Raw genomic sequence first — 18,598 nt, forward strand, 5'->3', positions numbered from 1 at the left:
ATGAAAGCATGACTTACTTTTCATGAATTTTGCTAGCGCTGAGTCTCGATTTAGTGCAGTTAATTCTCTTCTTGCAGCTTATAATGTTGATCCTTTAGAGCCCATATTTGAGTTCAATAATGCTTAGAAAAAACCAAGAATTCCTTACAATATTGAATTCTATTAAATTCAACAGCTTACAAAATGTAAGCCTTACAAAGGTTGCTTAATACATGAGCGATAAAAAAGTAGCACTTATCGTTGGTGCTGGAGATGCTATTGGCAGTGCGATCGCTAGAGAGTTTGCCCTGACGGGTTTGAGTGTATGCATGGTTCGTCGCAGTGAAGAGCTAGTCAAAGAGGCAGCCAAAGCACTTAATGATGAAGGCTATGAAGCACGTGGTTTTGGTGTGGATGCACGCAGCGAAGATGCAGTTCAGGAGCTATTCGAAAATATTGAGAACAACATCGGCGAAATCGGAGTGGTTGTATTTAATGTTGGGGCGAATGTGCCTATGAGTATTCTCGATACAAGTGCACGTAAGTTCTACAAGATATGGGAAATGGCTTGTTTCTCAGGTTTCCTTGTCGGAAGAGAAGCTGCTCGAGTAATGAGTCAGCGTAAGCGCGGAACGATTATCTTTACCGGTGCAACGGCAAGTGTACGAGGCGGCGCTATATTTGGCGCATTTGCCAGTGCAAAACATGGTCTCAGAGCCCTCGCTCAGTCAATGGCTCGAGAGCTTGGGCCAAAGAATATTCATGTTGCGCATGTTGTAATTGATGCGGCCGTAGACACACAGTGGATCCGTGAAAACCACCCCGAGTATCAAAAATTTGTAGAGAAGGATGGAGTCGTTCAACCTGCAGATTTGGCAAAAAATTATGTCATGCTTCATGAGCAACCACGCAACGCGTGGACCTTTGAGCTTGATGTCCGTCCATGGGTAGAGAAGTGGTAACGCTCTTACTATTAGCCAACCCAGCTTGAACGTAATTTATACATATAGGAATAACGATGAGTGATTCAGCAAAGCAAATTGAGTTTTATTTTGATTTTGGTAGCCCGACGGCTTACCTAGCGCACAAACAGCTCGCCAAGATGAGCGACAAATACAATGCTGATGTTGTTTATGAGCCAATGCTATTGGGCGCAGTACATAAAGCGACAAATAATACACCGCCGGGCTTGGTTCCTGCCAAAGGCAAGTACATGTTGTTAAGCGACATTCCGCGTTTCGTGCGTCGTTATGGTGTTGAATTCAAAATGAACCCGCACTTCCCAGTAAATACCCTGCAACTAATGCGTGGCGTATTTGCTGCAATGGAACTTGATTGTGTTGATGCCTATATCGATGTTGTCTATGACGCGATGTGGGTGAAAGGTCTGGATATGAGTAAGCCAGAGGTGATAGCTGAAGTATTGACGGAGGCTGGCATTGACGCCGCTGCGTTTGCAGAGTTAGTTCAACAAGACGAGATTAAAAATCAATTGAAAGAAGCCACAGAAGCAGCGGTTAAGCGCGGTTGTTTTGGTGCACCGACAATGTTCTTGGATAATGAAATGTACTTTGGCCAAGACCGTTTGGACTTTATCGAAGACGTCCTCAGCGCGTAATTTCGTTTCTGATCTGTGCCCTGTTTATTCATTGAACAAGGCACTCAGTTCAATAAATCAGCATTAATCACTTTCTATCAGACCTATTAAGGAGTAGCTTAGAAGCGCTTTGATAGGTATTTGTATGCAGTTACCTACGCATTCCAAGGCACTCGCTATTAAATAATAACGAATAAGAGGCCACGGTTTAGTGATGAATACTGCAACCAAAACGACCATTTTTATCTTCTGTGCACTATTTTCAGTGCAGTCTTTTGCTCTCGAAAAAAAGAAATATTGTCTTTGGGATCCTGTAGGGAAAACGGGGCCCGTAGTTGAGTTCTTTTCCGACCTTAAGCCAAAGGCTTTAGGATGGGGGCTTGATCTTGAATTCATCACTTATACCGATGAGAAAGTGGCATCTAATGATTTCAAGGCGGGCTTATGCGATGCAGTACATCTAACGGCGATACTCTCACGAAATTATGTGCCGTTCGCAGGCAGCCTTGACGCTATCGGAGGCATTTTGTCTGACGACGAATTGGATCGTGTACTGGTTACTCTAGCGAATCCTAAAGCGGGTAAATTGATGACCAACGGTAAATACGAAGTTGTGGCTTCGTTTCCGGTAGGATCCATGTTTGCTTTTGTGAATGATAAAAATATAGACACGGTCGCTGAATTTAGTGGCAAGAAAATTTCAGTGTTAAACGAAGATCCTCAGGCTTTGCAGTTGTCGAGCTTAGCTGGCGCCTCACCGGTTGGTACCTCGCTCGCAACGTTTTCAGGACAATTTAATAATGGAAACATCGATATTCTATTGATGCCAGCCTTGGCATATAACACTTTTGAACTGTACCAAGGGCTTGGGACAGATGGTGGAATTATTGATCATCGTTTCTATTATGGGATGCTTCAGACAGTCATTAATAAAGAACGATTCGATGATAACTTCGGCAATTTAATGCGTGAGTATGTAGTATCTCGTTTACCTTTCATCCACAAGCAGGTAAAAGATGCGGAAGCAGAAATACCTGCTAAGTATTGGATCAAAACCGATGCCGATACGAAGAAAGAGCTGGATCGTTTCAGTAAAGAAATTAGGGTGAGCTTGAAACAAGAAGGGAAGATGGATGCTAAGGCTTTGACTCTTCTTTGGAAGATTCGCTGCTCAAATGACCCCGCGCGGTCTGAGTGTGCGGCGCCAGAGTAGGCCGATACGTTCTAAATAATTGAAGCATATTGTCAGCAACAGTCCTGATATCGCCCAATCAAATGTGCCTCTGTTGCGATAGAGGTATCGTTGATGGCAAATACTTCGTACCCAAGTTTGACGGAAAGTAAAAATGCTAGAGTTTTAGCGACTCTCGCATTTTTAATTGAAGAGCTAAATATCTGTTTCAGTATGCCAAAAGCTGCTAGGGCATGAAGGCAACCGCTTAAGCCAGCATAGGAAATGGATAGCGGAAAGAATAGATAATACATACCTGTGATCGCTATTCCGCTAATAACAAATACGAGATTTAGGGTTTTTATACTTTTTAGGCAAGGAAGTAGATAAACGAGTAACAATAAAGCAGCCATGTTTTGGCTTAAGTGAAGTCAAGTTAGATGGCTAAAGTGCGCGCTTATCAGTCGCCAATACTGCCCTTCGAAAACCGCACTGCCGTCATACTGTAGTGTTGTCGTTAAACCAAATATCTGAATTGAGATACATAGCAGAACGACAAAGATGTAAGAGCATTTAGTTTGGGACATCTACAGTCAAACGCAATGAAATAAGGTCAACCTCACCTGCCATGCTTTGCCAGACTAAATCGAACATGCCATGTTTCATTGGACTTAAACTTATCCCGACGCCATATGCGAGATGATTGTCTTCTTCAGTCGTGACGCTGTCTGTATCGCCTTTAATCTTAGGGTCTAGATAACCAACACCACCGAGAATAAATGGTGCGAACTGGCTTTCCCACAGTTGAGTAAAACGATATGTACCCGCGAGCTCTAGTACGCGATATTCAATGCTTACATCGTCATATAGTGGGTCTGATGAGTTTAGTTTGATTGTATGGAAGTCATAATAACGTAGAGTTATCGAAAACTGATTCGTAAATTGATATCCCACACCCACAGCAAATGCAGCGCCATGATCACGATTTTGTGTCCAAATATTAGATGGCGCTTCTGGTTCAAGGTTAGAGTACCCAAAACTTAGATCTGCAATGAATCCTTTAAAGAACTGGTCTTCAAGAGGGGCTTGAGTTGCTGTTTGCGGCGATGAATCTAGCTGTGACTCATCGGCTTGCGCATCAGAGCTGATTAAACTTGTTATTAATGATGCTGCACAAACAAGTAAAAGAGACTGTGCGTGTTTATTACGCTTGGACATTAGATAGCTGCTAACGAGTAATGCAAACAATCCATTGAGCGAAGCCCAGCCGGCCGCCCCAGCTTTAGTTGCAACTTTTGTTTCAGCTCCGGCTCTTGCTCCGGAATTGATTTGCACTGTTACTTTAGCAGGAGGGCTATGCTTCAGTCCGTTATCAACCGCATCATAAAAGAATTAATCGCTACCTATATATCCGGGGTCTGGGATAAAAGTGAAACTGCCATCCAAATTAATCGTGACAGCGCCATGGATTGGAGCTTTATGAAGCCTTGCTTCTAGGCACAATTATAAAGGTGCTGTTGTATTTTGATCGTCTGAATCATTCTCAAGAAGTCCTGGGGCGGGGCGATCTAGGGTTTCACCTTCGTGAATGGTATAGCTGTCCGCGCCCGCAGTAGGTTGTTGGTTGCTAGGAATACTTATCCATCCAGTAGAGACTACATCAATAGTTACATAAGCTGATTTTCCCGATAGCTCATATTCAAATTGGTCTTGCCCGTAGTATCCGTTGTTAGACATATAATCGAACGAGCCATCAGGGTTCAGCGTCACAGTTCCATGAAGCGTTTGGGCTTTGAGTGAAACGCTGAGACCTCCTGGTGTTGAATCATTGGCTTAGCACCCCGTTAGCGGTCGAAACAATTAAATTCACCCCTTCATTTGTTTGGTAATGATCTGCATGCGCATAAAGTGTCTCATGCTTTTCATATGCGCCTATATCGACGGATGCGCCTTGTGCGCCGAGCTCTCCAAGAAGGTCTTCAGAGATTGGTGCTCCATCTCCGTAGAGTGCATCTGCGGTATTTCCTTGATCGACTAAGGGAGTGGATAAGGCGTTAGGGACGAAACAATTTCTATTGAAGCTTGCATTGACGCAATGAAGCGGGGACAGATTGAGCGCTGAGTCATCACCGTTGATACGGGATAAATAGTTGTTATCGTTTACCGCTCGCGCGAATACTCCAGTATCGTCCCAGTTCGCGGGATAAACTAAAGGTATTGTGTTTGTTGCCGAGTTGGTAGAAAGAAGAAGATTGTTGCGTGCAATCAGCTGCGCACTTCCCGCTAATTCAATGTGTGTTCCTTGAAAGATTTGTCCGATATTGTTGATTGTTTTCGACGTGTAGTACCAGGTGCTGTTAGTTAACGTTAAATCTCCGTCTATCACTTTGATCGCGCGAGTAGGGGTTGCATCACGCCCATCATAAACTGAATTACTGATTTCTACGCTAGCGTTTTTGAATTCAAGCGCACCCGAATCTAAACCATCAAAATAGGAATCACGGATAATAACGTTCTTGCTTGTACTGTCAGTCATTGATACTAAGCGGTCAGAAACGGCCCTGATAGCGCGGTTAGAGTTGTTCGAAAAGGCAGAATTAATAATGGTGAGATCGTTGTTGATGACGAGATCTTGTTGTCCGTTGTTGACGAGATTATCAAAGATCAAACTATCTTTGATTGTAAGAGAACCTCCGAGACCATGCACAATTAACAAGTCACTAGAACGTTGGCATACGAAGCCATAGATCGCGACGTTATCAAGTGTTACGTTGGCATTATCCGTATTGATAAACGTACTCATTCGGGTAAAGGCTAGATTCTCGATGCGAACATCAAGTGTCCGGCCCGCGCCATTTGCCCGGTTTACACGAAATAGCGTGCTGACTGGCTTGAGAATTGTTGCCCCGCCACCGCCTGGACCTTGATCAAACGGATAGCCCACATTTGTGAGGCCCGCAGTCGTAATCTAATGTTGGTGGTCATCGATAACGGGGCGTGAACTTCCAAGACCTTTGATCGTAATATCGTCAGTTACAAGAATTGGATTCTCAAAAGTGTAACGGCTTGAGCCGCCACCGGTAACGGGAACAATTGGGTTGCTGCTATCAAAGGAGCCCGGGACTTCAACAATATCTGCGCCTGGGTTGTTGTTTGCTTGCTCTATCGCCCAGCGTAAAGATCCATTACCGCTCGACTTGGAATTCGTTACTTTATAGCTTGCCGCATGTGAAAAGCTTGAAATGCAGACGACAACTAGACCGACAATAACGCTGTAGAGACTCATTCATAGTGTCCAAAATTGATCAATGACAATATATAACTGTAGTTGATTCTAGGTGTTTTGCGCTAAGTACTTGTTCTCATTAGGAAAAGACCATCATCGAATTTATCGAAGCGTGAATACCAATGATGATAATGAAAATTGTTAGGGTAAGTATGGGGGAGCGGAGGCGCTATTTGGGAGGGTGAGCAATGTGCATGGCGAGTTGCTCGATTAAAAGCCACGCAGGCTCCGATCCAAACACGCCTTTTGATGCGTCATCGATTTTCTTAAGCATGAGCGTAAGATCGTTAATGCTTTTGGTGTTTAAGCGTTTTGCAGCCGAGACATAGTCTGCTTGCTGCTGGGCAAAGATGCGTTTGCCCTTAAGGTAGGCGTCAACGCGTTGTTGTTGCCCAATAAGAGGAATCAAACCTTCAAGCACACGGACGTCACGACTAAGTGGCCAGATCATAGTGATTGGCAGATTACCTTCAGCTTTCAAATGACCAACTATGCTCGCAGTTTTTTTTGCTTGGCCACTAAGCATGGCTTTACTTAAATCAAATACGTCATAGCGAGCAGAGTCTTTGACTTCGTCCAAGATCATGCCAACGCTAATTGTGTTGTTGCCATGTAAAATTGCGAGTTTGTCTAGCTCTTGTTTCGCCGCGAGCGGGTTGCCCTCTAGGCGAGACGATAAAATTTCGAGCGCATCATAATCAATATTGAGCTTTAGTTTATTGGCGCGTTGACGCATGAATGTGAGAGTTTGCTGTGGTTTGATAGGCCACACTTGAGTTATGACCCCTAACTTATCAATGGCTTTACACCATTTAGCGCTACCGAGTGTCTTCTTATCAATTTTGCCCGCTTCGATTATCAGAACAGTGTCTTCAGGTGGTGCTTCGAGATATTGAACGAGTTTTTTTGAGCCTTCGGTACCGGGTTTGCCATTCGGCAATTTGAGCTCAATGATCCGCTTGGTTGCGAAAAGTGAGAGGGCATTACCTTCTTCTTGGAGAGTTTGCCAGTCGAAGCCCCGCTCAACCCGCAATACTTGTCGTTCGTCATAGCCTTGAGCTCGCGCCGCCGCGCGAATTTCATCTACGGCTTCTAATTGCAGCAGAGGTTCTTCGCCGCTGACCATGTAAACGGGCTTCAAGCCGCTTTTTAATTGCTGAGAAAGTTGTTCAGGTTTAACCTGCATCGTTGGCGCCGATACGGATGAGTGTTAGCTGACGAATGATTTCGCGCGCAATGCTTTTATCTAAGGCTTTCGTGAGCGTAGTTTTTTCGCGCTCTTTAGCGAGCAGGGCGTCTGAATTATGACGATAAATACGACGAGCATTGATCTCGTTACTGTATTTGGATTTTGTATTGTTTGCTTCTGAGAAGGTGAATTTTACGAGACGGGTTATTTCGTATTCGTCAGCACTAGCATCTAGGTTAATGGTGAATGCTCGTTCGGTGGAGCTTGCACTATCGATACTCAGCGTGAAGGTTGCATCATCATCCATCGTGACCTTATGCGCTTTAAGCTCGCGCTCTAAGGACTGACATAGCTGCCAGTGCTCAGCTTGATCGCATTCAAAATTTACAGAGCTAAACCCGAGAGAGCCTAACTCTGCTGTGCGAACGTGAAATCCGCAGCCTTGAATGAGCGCGCCGCTAGCGATAACGAGTAGCAGTGCTACCCGTTTTGTTGCGGCTTTGAAGAGCTTAGTTTGCAACGATGTTCACCAGTTTGTTAGGAACAACAATCACTTTGCGAATGGTGTTCCCTTCAAGGAATCTCTTGACGTTTTCGTCTTCCATCGCTTGTACTTCAAGCGCATCTTTACTGATATCGGCAGGAACTTCTAGCTTCGCACGAACCTTACCATTTACTTGTACAACGATTTGCTGACTTGTTTTTACAAGTGCACTTTCATCGCATAAAGGCCATGGTGCAGTGAGCACGTCGGCGTCATTTCCTAGTTCTTTCCATAGAGTATGACAGATATGCGGTGTAATCGGAGCTAGCAATAATACAGCGGTTTCAAGTGCTTCGTGAGAAACTGCACGGCCTTGCTCACTAACATCAACAAATTTACTAACGCTATTCATCAATTCCATAACAGCTGCGATGGCAGTGTTGAACGTAAGTCTACGGTTTAAATCGTCACTTACTTTTTTGATGGTTTCATGTGTCTTACGACGAACAGCTTTTTGTTCTTCGTTTAATGCATTCTGGTCAAGTTCAACCTTTCCGCCATTGGTCAGGTGGTTGTCGACATTTTTCCATAAACGCTTTAGGAATCGGTTAGCACCTTCTACTGCATTGTCTGACCATTCAAGCGATTGCTCAGGTGGAGCAGCAAACATCATGAATAAACGCACTGTGTCAGCACCGAATTGATCGATGATTGTTTGAGGATCAATACCGTTGTTTTTAGACTTCGACATTTTGCCCATGCCAGCGCTAAGAACTTCAGAGCCGTCTTCTAATTTGACATAGCGTGATACTTTGCCCTTGTCGTCAGTTTCTGCTTTAACGTCTGTTGGCGAAATCCAAATTTTTCCGCCTTGCTCATCTTCTTGATAGAAGCAATCAGCTAGCACCATGCCTTGACAAAGCAAGCGCTTAAACGGCTCATCACTTTCAACGAGACCAACATCACGTAATAGCTTGTGATAGAAACGAGAGTAGAGTAGGTGAAGAATCGCGTGCTCAATACCACCAATGTATTGATCCACAGGTAGCCAGTAGTTTGCTGCACTTGGATCAAGCATTTGATCATCGCTGTTCGGAGAACAATAGCGCGCGTAGTACCAAGATGACTCCATAAAGGTGTCGAAGGTATCGGTTTCACGGAATGCTGTTGCACCGTTATGGCTTGTCTTCGCCCACTCAGGATCACTCTTAATCGGTGATTTAACACCATCTAATTCAACATCTTCAGGAAGCTGTACAGGCAGCTCTTCTAGAGGCACAGGGATCTCAGTGCCGTCTTCCAAGTATTTCATCGGAATCGGTGCGCCCCAATAGCGTTGGCGAGAGACACCCCAGTCACGTAAGCGGTAATTCACTTTGCGCGATCCAGTTCCAGCTTCTTCAAAGTGCTTCACAATTGCTTCGAATGCTTCAGCAGAGGTTAAGCCAGTAAATTCGCCGGAGTTTACAAGAACACCTTTGTCGGTATAGGCCGACTCATGAATATCAAGTTCTTCAACTTCTTCCGATGCGATAACTTGTTTAATTGGAAGCTTGTACGTCTTTGCGAATTCATGGTCACGTTCGTCATGTGCTGGTACAGACATAACTGCGCCTGAGCCGTAGTCCTTCAACACGAAATTCGCAGCCCAAATAGGTACTTCTTCACCTGTAATTGGGTGTATTGCTTTGAAGCCGGTAGGAAGACCTTTTTTCTCCATTGTCGCCATATCTGCTTCGGCAACTTTGTTTTTCTTACAGTCTTCGATGAACTCACGCAAGTCGGTGTTGTTTTCTGCACCACGTGTAGCAAGTGGGTGTTGAGCGGCTACCGCTACATACGTTACACCCATCAGAGTATCTGGTCGTGTGGTATAAACGCTTAGCGTTTCGTCTGAGTCTTTGATGCCAAAGCTGAATTCAAGACCTTCTGATCGGCCAATCCAGTTGCGCTGCATCGTTTTAACTTGCTCAGGCCATTCATCAAGCTGATCTAAGTCGTTAAGTAGTTCTTCTGCATAATCGGTGATTTTGATAAACCACTGTGGGATTTCTTTGCGCTCGACAATTGCGCCAGAACGCCAGCCACGGCCATCGACAACTTGCTCGTTTGCAAGAACAGTTTGGTCAACAGGGTCCCAGTTAACAGTTGCGTTCTTTTTGTACACTAAGCCGCGCTCATATAGCTTAGTGAAGAACCATTGTTCCCACTTGTAGTATTCAGGGCGGCAGGTCGCTAATTCTCGATCCCAGTCATAACCAAAGCCTAATTGCTTAAGCTGACTTTTCATGTAATCAATGTTTTCGTATGTCCATTTAGCTGGAGCGACGCCGTTTTTGATTGCAGCGTTTTCTGCTGGAAGTCCAAAAGCATCCCAACCCATTGGTTGCATAACGTTTTTACCCAGCATGCGCTGGTAACGAGAAACAACATCTCCAATCGTATAATTGCGTACGTGCCCCATGTGCAGCTTGCCGCTAGGGTATGGGAACATGGAAAGGCAGTAGTACTTTTCTTTAGACGAGTCCTCGGTTACGGCAAAGCTATTGTTCGCTTCCCAAAAATCTCGTGCATTCTGTTCTATTTCTTTCGGAGAGTATTGTTCTTGCATGCTTCTTCTTAAATCAATGGAATACGCAACACCGCTTATCTATAGTGCGGTGCAAAAATGGGCACATAGTCTATCTTAGTTTTATGTGTGGGTGTAGACGCTTCAAACCACAAAACGACAACAAAAATAATTGGTGAATGTTGTTGATAATGATTCGTATTGCGACTATCATTTGCTCCGTTGTTTAAGTGAGCGAAAATAATGTTAGTTTGTTTGTGTAAAGGTGTTTCTGACAGAGATATTCATTCTTTGATGGATGAAGGCAAAACCTCTTTTCGTCAGGTGCGCAATGAACTGGGTGTGGCGACAAGTTGTGGTCAGTGTGCATGTACGACTAAAGAAATTATAGAAAATAGATTGGCTCAAGATAACGACAATACTTCTCTCGACTTAGCCTACGCGGCAGTCATCTAACTGATACTGATTCGTATCATTATTCTCAACTTTTCAATAACTTAAACCTTGCATATACTTGCCCTGATTCTTTCGAAGGGAGGTTTGCTATGCAAGGTGATGTATCGGTTATTCAAAAATTAAACGATGTGCTCGCGGATGAGCTTATATCGATCAATCAATATTTTCTTCATGCGCGAATGGCTAAGAACTGGGGATTATCAGTTCTTGATAAGGTCGAGTACAAAAAATCTATCAAGGATATGAAACAAGCGGACGCGCTTATTGAGCGTATCTTGTTCTTGGAAGGTATCCCCAATCTCCAAAAATTAGGCAAGCTGTATATTGGCGAAGATGTTCCCGAGATTCTGTCTTGCGACTTGAGGTTTCAGACGCAGTCTTTGGCAACCCTTCGCGATGCGATCGAGCACTGCGAATCACAGCGCGATTATGTGAGTAGAGATGTCTTGCGCGAACTTTTGAGCTATGAGGAAGAGCATTTCGATTGGATTGAAACTCAGCGAGATCTCATCGAAAAGATGGGGCTCGAGAACTATACGCAATCATTGCTAGGCGAAGAATAGGGGTTTTGAAATGAAAGGTAATCAAAAAGTTGTCGATACATTGAGCAAACTTCTTGCTGGCGAACTCACCGCGGTCGATCAGTATTTTATCCATTCACGCATGTACGAAGACTGGGGGCTCAATAAGCTTTATGAGCGTCTTGATCATGAGCGTGAGGAAGAAACTGATCATGCTGACCAAATGATCCGTCGCATTTTATTTCTCGAAGGAACACCAAATCTTGGAGTACGAGAGCCTCTCAATGTTGGAGCTGACGTTGTTTCAATGCTGAAAAGTGATTTAGAAGTTGAGTACTCTGTTATTCAAAATCTTAAGGATGCGATCGCTCTCTGTGAGCAAGAACGTGATTATGAAACACGAGAAATGCTTCTGGGTCAGCTAAAAGACTCAGAGGAAGATCATGCCTATTGGCTGGAGAAGCAACTTGGTCTTATCGATAAAATTGGATTGCCCAATTATTTACAGTCGATGATGTAAGGCTGAATTGTGTAGGAAAAACGCGGTTTTTTAGCCGCGTTTTTTTATGCCGAAAGATATGACTAGAATTAATAAGCAGAAGATGAGTGTAGGTAGTGAGCCGAGCTTAGTGAATGGTGTGCTGCCTGCAAATGTCTTCACTCTTCCTTCGAGTGTTGCTTGCTTAAATTGAGGGATGGATGCGCTAATTTTTCCCGTTTCGTCGATAATTGCGGTTAAACCGTTGTTAGTTGCTCGAATCATGTATTTACCATTTTCGGCTGCACGAATTTGCGCGAGTTGTAAGTGTTGGTGTGGGCCAATAGATGCGCCAAACCACGCGTCGTTACTAATGGTAATTAAATAATCTGCGTTCGCGGCACGCGATGCCACAAAATCTGGATAAACCACCTCATAGCAAATAAAGGGTGACGTTAGATTTCCATTTTGGCGCAATAGCTCTTGATCTTGCTTTCCTTTGCGAAAATCTGACATTGGTAGGTCGAAAAACGCGATTAGACCTCTAAGTATGTCTTGTAGAGGTACGTACTCTCCAAAAGGCACAAGCTTTTGCTTGTGGTAGATGCCCGAGGCATCGCCAATTCCAATAATGCTGTTGTGCATCACAGGACGCTTTGCTTCAGCGTCCCAGCCTCGATAAGGAATGCCGGTAATGATAGACGTGTTGTTGGCTGTCGCCTGTTTCGACATTTTGTTTAGCAAAGGTTTTGCTTGGTTGTAGAAAGCAGGAAGAGCTGTCTCTGGCCAAACAATCAGATCTTTATCCCATTGCGCTGCTGACATCTGTTCTAGCAATGCAACTGTTTTAGGTTTTTGTGCGCGTTTCCACTTAAGTTCTTGAGGTATATTAAGCTGCAGTAGCGCGACATTGATGTCTTGGTTCTGATCTTTTGTCCAAGTAACGTGGTTTAAAGCTACGGGAGCTAGCCATAGCGCTATCAATAGTCCCGCTATTGGCCCTGCGATTCGAAGTGATGGCTTATTAAATAGGAGAAGTGCTAGCCCTGAAGTGATTGCTAGAACAAGCGTTATCCCATAGCTACCGATTACTGGATAGTAACCATGTAGTGGGCCATGAAGTTGGGTATCCCCAACAAACAGCCAAGGGAAGCCTGTAAGAAATACACTTCGAACGAGATCGTTTAAGGTCCACAATGCTGCGAAGAGTAAGGTGTTAAGTTCGGCTTGTTTAGTCTTTAGCTTTGCATACACATAAAACATCGCGCCATGGAATAAGCCTAAGAATGCGACGAATAGTAGCGTCAGAATTCCCGCCAAAGCTGGGTGCGCATGGCCATAGGTATTTATGCTCACGTACACCCAAGATGCGCCGCTAGCAAACAAGCCGAAGCCAAACAGCCATCCCTGATAAAAAGCACGTTTCCCTGTTAGTAAATGATTTGAAGATAGTGCTTTTGTAATGAATAAAAAAGCGACAAGCGAAATGATGCTTGCGGGCCAAAAATTGAATGGACTTAGACCTAAGGTCTGTAATGCGCCTGCTACAAAAATAGCAAGCGAGCAGAGAAGTGTTGCTCGCATTTTTGACTCGCTAGCGCTTCAGCGCGCTTTTATTTATTTTTCGAATTTTAAAAGACGTACTGTGCGGCTATCCGCGTTTAATACGGTGACTTTGAATCCTTCGAACAGCGTTTCGTCCCCCCGATTTGGAAGGCAGCCGAAGCTTTTGATGACGCAGCCGCCGATGGTATCGAATTCATCATCAGGAATAAATGTGCCGAAGTGGTCGTTGAACTCTTCCACTGATGTGAGTGCTTTAACCGTCGACTCTGAATCGCTTAGAAGCTTAATATTCGCTTCCTCTTCGATATCGTGCTCATCTTCAATTTCGCCAACAATCTGTTCAAGAACATCTTCGATGGTTACTAAGCCCGACGTGACACCATACTCGTCAATGACGATAGCCATGTGAATACGTTTTTTCTTAAAGTCTTTTAGTAGCTCGTTTAAGCGTTTGCTCTCTGGAATTTTAGAAGCAGGTCGAATCAGCTCTTGGATGTCCTGACGCTTGAGTTCACCCTTAAGTGCGAGCGGTAGCAGGTCTTTAGCTAGCAAAACGCCTTCTACTTCATCATTTGATTCGCCGAATACTGGAAAACGGGAGTGCGCTGATTCGATGATGCTGCCGATGTAGTCTTCAGGATCAGCGTTAAGTTTGATGGCGATCATTTGTGAGCGAGGGATCATTACTTCACGCGCTTGCATTTGCGTGACTTGAATTGCGCCTTCAATGATGCTCAGAGCGTCGCTATCAAGAACGTTGCGCTGCTCGCTGTCTCGAAGTAATTCGAGAAGTTCTTCTGTGTTCTCAGGTTGATCGGAGAAAGCCTGAGAGATTCGTTCTAGCCAGCTCTTTGAAGCTGGCCCGGTACTCGGAGTGTCGTCGTTCATTAGTAGAACTAGTTTGCCTCTTACAAATAAGGATTATCGTAGCCTAAATCAGAGAGAATCGTAATTTCAAGTCTTTCCATCTCTTCAGCCTCGTCATCGTGAATGTGGTCATATCCTTGAAGGTGAAGCGTTCCGTGAATCACCATGTGCGCCCAATGCGCTTCCAGTTGTTTATCTTGTTCTTTTGCTTCTAGCTCAACAACGGGCTTACAGATAACTAGATCGCCAAGTAAATCGATCTCCACAAACTCGGGAGCTTCGAATGGGAATGACAATACGTTAGTCGATTTATCTTTACCGCGATACTCAAAATTAAGTGCGTGCGATTCTTCTTCTTCAACGATGCGTATCGTCATCTCGAGATGTTTCTCTCCCTGATACGCAGCGTTTGCCCAGCGCTCGAACTGATCAAGTGGAGGAAAATCGTTGTTACCGATTTCGATCTGTAAATCGATTGTGAGTTTGCTCATCTTAGCTCTGCTTTGCGTCGTGTTTGTCGTATGCTTCGACAATGCGCTGAACTAGAGGATGGCGCACTACGTCGGCCGAATTGAAATTCGTGACGCTGATGCCGGCAACATTGTTCAAGATTGTTTGGCATTCAGCGAGCCCGGACTTGGCGCCTTTAGGTAAGTCGGTTTGTGTAATGTCGCCAGTTATGATGGCGGTAGACCCAAAGCCGATACGTGTTAAAAACATTTTCATTTGCTCTGGTGTCGTGTTTTGGCTTTCATCCAGAATAATAAACGCGTTATTCAAGGTGCGCCCCCGCATAAACGCGAGTGGTGCGATTTCAATGACGTTTTTCTCGATTAGGCGCGCAACCTGCTCAAAGCCCAGCATGTCGTATAGTGCGTCATAAAGAGGGCGTAAGTAGGGGTCTACTTTTTGTGCTAGATCACCAGGGAGAAAACCGAGCTTCTCGCCGGCTTCTACAGCAGGACGTACCAAAAGAATTCGCTTTACTTCTTCTTTTTGTAAGGCTTCAACCGCACAAGCTACCGCGAGATAAGTTTTACCCGTGCCGGCGGGTCCAATACCGAAATTAATATCGTGCTGTTTGACGCGCTGAAGATACAAGATTTGATTTTGATTCCGCGCTTTGACTTGTAACTTAGGTGTTTTAATCACCGCATGAATATCGTTCATTGGCTGTGAAGTGACGAGCTCTTGCGCAGCTTCTTGAATATACAGTTGAACCTTTTCCAAAGAAATGTCGGGGGAGTGTTCAGTATCACGGTACAAATGCATCAGTATATTGAGACATGCTTGAGCTCGGGAATCATCTGTTGATGAAATGCTAAACAGCGCTCCGCGACGATTGATGCGTACGAGCAGTCGTTTTTCTAGATACTTGATGTTCTCATCAAATGGTCCGCAAAGCAGCGAAAGCCTCTGGTTGTCTTCAGGGCTCAAGTGCAAAGTCTTCTTTACACCTGTTGCAATAGAGCTAGTAGTCATTGTCGTCAATACGTTCGCCACGCAATGAGTTCGGATAAGCATCAACGATATCGACATCGATGAACCGACCAATTAGTGCAGAGTCGCTCCGATCTTGGTTTGCTTTGAAGTTGACCACGCGGTTGTTCTCAGTACGACCTTGCATTTCGCCTGGGTCTTTCTTAGAAAATCCAGTGACTAAAATGCGTTGTTGAGTACCGACCATGCGACGACTAATTTCATGTGCTTGTTGCGTAATGCGTTGCTGTAGTATGTGCAGGCGTTGTTTCTTCACTTCTTCTGATGTTTCGTCTGCTAGATCCGCAGCAGGTGTTCCAGGTCGAGCGCTGTAGATAAAGCTGAAAGATGTATCGAAGCCAATGTCGTTGATAAGCTTCATTGTATCTTCAAAGTCTTTTTCCGTTTCGCCCGGGAAGCCAATAATAAAGTCAGACGAAATGCTGATATCTGGACGATGCTTGCGTAAACGACGAATTTTAGATTTGTACTCTAACGCCATATGGCCGCGTTTCATTGCGGCCAAAATGCGATCGCTACCGCTTTGTACAGGAAGGTGCAGATGGCTTACGAGTTCCGGGACTGTTGCGTAAACATCAATCAATGCATCACTAAACTCAACAGGATGTGACGTGGTGTAACGAATACGATCGATCCCTTCAATGCCAGAGATAATGGTGATCAGCTCGGCAAGGTCCATGATGTCATCATCATGCGTGTTACCTTGATAGGCATTAACATTCTGACCCAGGAGGTTGATTTCACGTACGCCTTGTTCCGCAAGGTGGGCTACTTCCGCAATAACGTCGTCAGCTGGGCGACTGACTTCTTCGCCTCGGGTATATGGTACGACGCAAAATGTGCAATATTTACTGCAGCCTTCCATGATTGAAACGAATGCTGATGGTCCATCTACGCCAGGTGCAGGTAGATGATCGAACTTCTCTACTTCTGGGAAGGTGATATCCACAACACCCACATCAGAAGTCTTGGATGCATCAATCATCTCTGGAAGGCGATGAAGTGTTTGTGGACCGAATATTACATCAACATATGGGGCGCGATCTCGGATAGCTTCGCCTTCTTGGCTTGCTACGCAGCCGCCAACGCCGATCGTCAGTTCTGGATTTGTTTCTTTTAACTTCTTCCAACGACCAAGTTGGTGGAAAACCTTTTCTTGTGCTTTTTCACGAATAGAACAAGTGTTCAGCAACAAAATGTCTGCATCGTCAGGAGTGTCTGTCAACTCAACATCTTGATCGTCTTGAAGTAGATCTGCCATGCGCGCTGAATCATATTCGTTCATTTGGCAACCATGGGTTTTGATAAACAGCTTTTTGGTCATCGAAACTCTTAATACTCTTACGTGAAAAAAAGGGCGTGAATTATATCTAGTTAAACGCCCGAATTATAGCGGTTTTTTGTTACATGTGTTGGCAGGTTTCAGCGATGTTCTGAGCTGCTAAATGACTGACATTCGTTCGTTTTGTGCTATGATTCGCGACCTCGTTTTATCCGGTTTAGTAATGTTGTTTTATGGCTGCCAAGAAAACTTATAAAGTTGTTTTTTATAATCAGGACGAAGTGTTCGAAATATACGCTGCGCACGTTTTCCCGTCTGAAATGTATGGTTTCATAGAGCTTGAAGAAATTCTCTTTGGTGAGCGGTCGCAATTGTTAGTTGACCCTAGTGAAGAAAAGCTCAAATCTGAGTTTGCAGGGGTGACGCGCACATATGTGCCAATGAATGCAATTGTGCGCATTGATGAGGTAGAGCAGTGCGGAGTTCCTAAAGTAAAGCCAAGCCAGGTAGCGCAGTTTCCCGGCGGCAATAATTCCAAAAAATAAATAGTAAGGAGTAGGGTATGGGTAGTTCTCTTTTGCGTTATGCGCCAATGTATGCGGGCTTGCTTGCGATTTTAATTATTTACCTTGGTTATCGAGTCACTGCATTTCGCCGCGCTGAAAAGAAGAGCACAGAGCAAAACGATTGTTCTGTTGAGATGCGTTGTGCAATCCGTGCGCATGCAAATGCGCTCGAGAATATTCCACTCGCTTTAGTTTTGCTCTTCATGTTGGAACTTCAGTTCTTGAATCCAATTTTGATTCATGTTTTCGGCGGTATGTTTTTGCTGGGCCGCGTTCTTCATTCATGGGGTTTATCGCGTTTTGATGGGCCAAGTTTTGGTCGATTCTATGGCATGCTGCTGACATGGTTAGCGATGCTGGGCATGGCGATACTTAACATCTGGCTCTGCCTAATTCTATGACACCAGAGAGATACCGAAAGCTCCGCGAAACCTTAGATCGGCGCCAACCCGATTTAACAATTCTCGCGGAGCAGATCCACAAACCTCGTAATATTGCTGCTTTAGTTCGTACTGGTGATGCGGTCGGTATGCATGAGCTGCATATGGTCTGGCCGTGGGATAAGCATCGTCCATACTCGGGCACGGCAATGGGGAGTGATCGATGGGTTAACATCGTTCGGCATGAGTCGATGGATGCAGGTATCGAACTTCTCCAGACGCGCGGCCAAAAAGTTTATGCAGCACATTTGTCTGATACAGCGCTTGATTTTAGAGATGTAGATTACACCGAACCATGCGCCATTCTGATGGGGAATGAGAAAAAAGGCGTAAGTGATGAGGCTGCTCAGAAAGTTGATGGCCATATTATTATTCCCATGATGGGAATGGTTGAGTCATTTAATGTCTCAGTAGCCGCAGCGATTATTTTGAGCGAGGCGCAACGACAACGTGAAATGAAAGGCATGTATCATCAGACGCGCCTTGATGATCATGAATATTGGCAAACTTATTTTCGTTGGGCCCACCCAAGGATAGCCGAGTATTGCCATCAAAACGATCTTGACTATCCTGCCATCAATGAAGAGGACGGTGAAATTGTCGATCCTTCCGGTTGGTATGCTCGAGTAAGAGCCACTTCTTAAGGT

Annotated in this window: 22 protein-coding genes and 1 pseudogene; 9 read left to right on the forward strand and 14 right to left on the reverse strand. The window is 44.7% G+C overall.

All coding sequences use genetic code 11. The features are described from left to right. The first annotated feature begins 212 nt into the window (after positions 1 to 212). The 3 genes from A3738_RS13445 (at position 213) to A3738_RS13455 (ending at position 2,789) form a co-directional block, all read left to right on the forward strand. Positions 213 to 941: an SDR family NAD(P)-dependent oxidoreductase gene (locus tag A3738_RS13445; protein WP_068477877.1), complete on the forward strand. Its 729-nt coding sequence runs from the start codon at positions 213 to 215 to the stop codon at positions 939 to 941. A 56-nt stretch (positions 942 to 997) separates the two neighbouring features. Then, entirely contained in the window at positions 998 to 1,597 is a 600-nt protein-coding gene (locus A3738_RS13450) for a 2-hydroxychromene-2-carboxylate isomerase (protein ID WP_068478548.1), read from the forward strand. Between the two features lie 193 nt (positions 1,598 to 1,790). Beyond that, positions 1,791 to 2,789: a putative solute-binding protein gene (locus tag A3738_RS13455; protein ID WP_068478546.1), complete on the forward strand. Its 999-nt coding sequence runs from the start codon at positions 1,791 to 1,793 to the stop codon at positions 2,787 to 2,789. 32 nt (positions 2,790 to 2,821) lie between these two features. On the opposite strand, the pseudogene A3738_RS32615 reads toward A3738_RS13455, so the two are convergent. The 9 genes and pseudogenes from A3738_RS32615 to leuS form a co-directional block, all read right to left on the reverse strand. Continuing rightward, positions 2,822 to 3,166: pseudogene (locus A3738_RS32615) on the reverse strand (hypothetical protein); the annotation flags it as partial. Between the two features lie 154 nt (positions 3,167 to 3,320). Then, entirely contained in the window at positions 3,321 to 3,965 is a 645-nt protein-coding gene (locus A3738_RS13465) for an outer membrane beta-barrel protein (RefSeq protein WP_156502517.1), read from the reverse strand. A gap of 174 nt (positions 3,966 to 4,139) precedes the next feature. Beyond that, the gene (locus A3738_RS32620) at positions 4,140 to 4,250 is read right to left on the reverse strand and encodes an Ig-like domain-containing protein (protein WP_197472251.1); all 111 of its coding nucleotides are present in this window, start codon (positions 4,248 to 4,250) and stop codon (positions 4,140 to 4,142) included. Then, the gene (locus A3738_RS13470) at positions 4,251 to 4,484 is read right to left on the reverse strand and encodes a hypothetical protein (RefSeq protein WP_156502518.1); all 234 of its coding nucleotides are present in this window, start codon (positions 4,482 to 4,484) and stop codon (positions 4,251 to 4,253) included. An 88-nt stretch (positions 4,485 to 4,572) separates the two neighbouring features. Beyond that, positions 4,573 to 5,691: a hypothetical protein gene (locus A3738_RS13475; protein WP_068478543.1), complete on the reverse strand. Its 1,119-nt coding sequence runs from the start codon at positions 5,689 to 5,691 to the stop codon at positions 4,573 to 4,575. Positions 5,692 to 5,715: 24 nt separating this feature from the next. Then, positions 5,716 to 6,033: a hypothetical protein gene (locus tag A3738_RS13480; protein ID WP_068478540.1), complete on the reverse strand. Its 318-nt coding sequence runs from the start codon at positions 6,031 to 6,033 to the stop codon at positions 5,716 to 5,718. A 169-nt stretch (positions 6,034 to 6,202) separates the two neighbouring features. Then, a complete protein-coding gene (gene holA, locus A3738_RS13485; protein WP_068478538.1) occupies positions 6,203 to 7,219 on the reverse strand; it encodes a DNA polymerase III subunit delta in 1,017 nt (338 codons plus the stop codon). Next, positions 7,209 to 7,742 (reverse strand): LPS assembly lipoprotein LptE, encoded by a 534-nt coding sequence (lptE, locus tag A3738_RS13490; protein WP_068478536.1) that lies wholly within the window; start codon positions 7,740 to 7,742, stop codon positions 7,209 to 7,211. Before lptE ends, holA begins: the two co-directional genes overlap by 11 nt. Then, positions 7,732 to 10,317 (reverse strand): leucine--tRNA ligase, encoded by a 2,586-nt coding sequence (gene leuS / locus A3738_RS13495; RefSeq protein ID WP_068478534.1) that lies wholly within the window; start codon positions 10,315 to 10,317, stop codon positions 7,732 to 7,734. Before leuS ends, lptE begins: the two co-directional genes overlap by 11 nt. A 201-nt stretch (positions 10,318 to 10,518) precedes the next feature. On the opposite strand from leuS, the gene A3738_RS13500 reads away from it, so the two are divergent. The 3 genes from A3738_RS13500 (at position 10,519) to bfr (A3738_RS13510) (ending at position 11,772) form a co-directional block, all read left to right on the forward strand. Beyond that, on the forward strand, positions 10,519 to 10,731 hold the full coding sequence (locus A3738_RS13500; protein ID WP_068477645.1) for a (2Fe-2S)-binding protein: 213 nt from the start codon (positions 10,519 to 10,521) through the stop codon (positions 10,729 to 10,731). Between the two features lie 89 nt (positions 10,732 to 10,820). Next, entirely contained in the window at positions 10,821 to 11,294 is a 474-nt protein-coding gene (gene bfr / locus A3738_RS13505) for a bacterioferritin (RefSeq protein WP_068478532.1), read from the forward strand. A gap of 10 nt (positions 11,295 to 11,304) precedes the next feature. Then, positions 11,305 to 11,772, forward strand: coding sequence for a bacterioferritin (gene bfr, locus A3738_RS13510; protein WP_068478530.1), 468 nt, complete (start codon positions 11,305 to 11,307; stop codon positions 11,770 to 11,772). Between the two features lie 30 nt (positions 11,773 to 11,802). Here bfr (A3738_RS13510) and lnt read toward each other — a convergent pair whose 3' ends face one another. From lnt to miaB, 5 genes are read right to left on the reverse strand one after another with little or no spacing between them, the layout of a single operon-like run. Then, complete coding sequence (lnt, locus tag A3738_RS13515; RefSeq protein ID WP_068478528.1) at positions 11,803 to 13,314, reverse strand: apolipoprotein N-acyltransferase; 1,512 nt, start codon at positions 13,312 to 13,314, stop codon at positions 11,803 to 11,805. A 33-nt stretch (positions 13,315 to 13,347) separates the two neighbouring features. Next, a complete protein-coding gene (locus A3738_RS13520) occupies positions 13,348 to 14,184 on the reverse strand; it encodes an HlyC/CorC family transporter (RefSeq protein ID WP_068478525.1) in 837 nt (278 codons plus the stop codon). 20 nt (positions 14,185 to 14,204) lie between these two features. After that, entirely contained in the window at positions 14,205 to 14,654 is a 450-nt protein-coding gene (gene ybeY / locus A3738_RS13525; protein WP_068478523.1) for an rRNA maturation RNase YbeY, read from the reverse strand. A 1-nt stretch (position 14,655) separates the two neighbouring features. Beyond that, a complete protein-coding gene (locus tag A3738_RS13530; RefSeq protein ID WP_068478520.1) occupies positions 14,656 to 15,645 on the reverse strand; it encodes a PhoH family protein in 990 nt (329 codons plus the stop codon). Next, the gene (gene miaB, locus A3738_RS13535) at positions 15,635 to 16,987 is read right to left on the reverse strand and encodes a tRNA (N6-isopentenyl adenosine(37)-C2)-methylthiotransferase MiaB (RefSeq protein WP_068478518.1); all 1,353 of its coding nucleotides are present in this window, start codon (positions 16,985 to 16,987) and stop codon (positions 15,635 to 15,637) included. Before miaB ends, A3738_RS13530 begins: the two co-directional genes overlap by 11 nt. Before the next feature lie 191 nt (positions 16,988 to 17,178). Between miaB and A3738_RS13540 the strand changes: the two genes are divergently transcribed. Genes A3738_RS13540 through trmH form a run of 3 tightly spaced genes read left to right on the forward strand, consistent with a single transcriptional unit; the run spans position 17,179 to position 18,595 of the window. Beyond that, entirely contained in the window at positions 17,179 to 17,490 is a 312-nt protein-coding gene (locus tag A3738_RS13540; RefSeq protein ID WP_068478516.1) for a DUF1820 family protein, read from the forward strand. A 17-nt stretch (positions 17,491 to 17,507) separates the two neighbouring features. Continuing rightward, positions 17,508 to 17,912, forward strand: a complete 405-nt coding sequence (locus A3738_RS13545; protein WP_068477754.1) for an MAPEG family protein — start codon at positions 17,508 to 17,510, stop codon at positions 17,910 to 17,912. Next, the gene (trmH, locus tag A3738_RS13550; protein WP_068501180.1) at positions 17,909 to 18,595 is read left to right on the forward strand and encodes a tRNA (guanosine(18)-2'-O)-methyltransferase TrmH; all 687 of its coding nucleotides are present in this window, start codon (positions 17,909 to 17,911) and stop codon (positions 18,593 to 18,595) included. Before A3738_RS13545 ends, trmH begins: the two co-directional genes overlap by 4 nt. Positions 18,596 to 18,598 lie beyond the last annotated feature (3 nt).

The sequence above is a fragment of the Oleiphilus sp. HI0066 genome (assembly GCF_001635725.1).

What these genes read in the sequence shown, in the direction of transcription:
- A3738_RS13470 (WP_156502518.1), bottom strand. Translation starts at nt 4,484, where the DNA reads ATGTCTAACAACGGATACTACGGGCAAGACCAATTTGAATATGAGCTA.
- bfr (WP_068478532.1), top strand. Translation starts at nt 10,821, where the DNA reads ATGCAAGGTGATGTATCGGTTATTCAAAAATTAAACGATGTGCTCGCG.
- A3738_RS13500 (WP_068477645.1), top strand. Translation starts at nt 10,519, where the DNA reads ATGTTAGTTTGTTTGTGTAAAGGTGTTTCTGACAGAGATATTCATTCT.
- A3738_RS13520 (WP_068478525.1), bottom strand. Translation starts at nt 14,184, where the DNA reads ATGAACGACGACACTCCGAGTACCGGGCCAGCTTCAAAGAGCTGGCTA.
- leuS (WP_068478534.1), bottom strand. Translation starts at nt 10,317, where the DNA reads ATGCAAGAACAATACTCTCCGAAAGAAATAGAACAGAATGCACGAGAT.
- trmH (WP_068501180.1), top strand. Translation starts at nt 17,909, where the DNA reads ATGACACCAGAGAGATACCGAAAGCTCCGCGAAACCTTAGATCGGCGC.
- lnt (WP_068478528.1), bottom strand. Translation starts at nt 13,314, where the DNA reads ATGCGAGCAACACTTCTCTGCTCGCTTGCTATTTTTGTAGCAGGCGCA.
- A3738_RS13530 (WP_068478520.1), bottom strand. Translation starts at nt 15,645, where the DNA reads ATGACTACTAGCTCTATTGCAACAGGTGTAAAGAAGACTTTGCACTTG.
- ybeY (WP_068478523.1), bottom strand. Translation starts at nt 14,654, where the DNA reads ATGAGCAAACTCACAATCGATTTACAGATCGAAATCGGTAACAACGAT.
- A3738_RS13480 (WP_068478540.1), bottom strand. Translation starts at nt 6,033, where the DNA reads ATGAGTCTCTACAGCGTTATTGTCGGTCTAGTTGTCGTCTGCATTTCA.
- miaB (WP_068478518.1), bottom strand. Translation starts at nt 16,987, where the DNA reads ATGACCAAAAAGCTGTTTATCAAAACCCATGGTTGCCAAATGAACGAA.
- A3738_RS13465 (WP_156502517.1), bottom strand. Translation starts at nt 3,965, where the DNA reads ATGTCCAAGCGTAATAAACACGCACAGTCTCTTTTACTTGTTTGTGCA.
- A3738_RS13450 (WP_068478548.1), top strand. Translation starts at nt 998, where the DNA reads ATGAGTGATTCAGCAAAGCAAATTGAGTTTTATTTTGATTTTGGTAGC.
- holA (WP_068478538.1), bottom strand. Translation starts at nt 7,219, where the DNA reads ATGCAGGTTAAACCTGAACAACTTTCTCAGCAATTAAAAAGCGGCTTG.
- A3738_RS13445 (WP_068477877.1), top strand. Translation starts at nt 213, where the DNA reads ATGAGCGATAAAAAAGTAGCACTTATCGTTGGTGCTGGAGATGCTATT.
- A3738_RS13455 (WP_068478546.1), top strand. Translation starts at nt 1,791, where the DNA reads ATGAATACTGCAACCAAAACGACCATTTTTATCTTCTGTGCACTATTT.
- A3738_RS13540 (WP_068478516.1), top strand. Translation starts at nt 17,179, where the DNA reads ATGGCTGCCAAGAAAACTTATAAAGTTGTTTTTTATAATCAGGACGAA.
- A3738_RS13545 (WP_068477754.1), top strand. Translation starts at nt 17,508, where the DNA reads ATGGGTAGTTCTCTTTTGCGTTATGCGCCAATGTATGCGGGCTTGCTT.
- bfr (WP_068478530.1), top strand. Translation starts at nt 11,305, where the DNA reads ATGAAAGGTAATCAAAAAGTTGTCGATACATTGAGCAAACTTCTTGCT.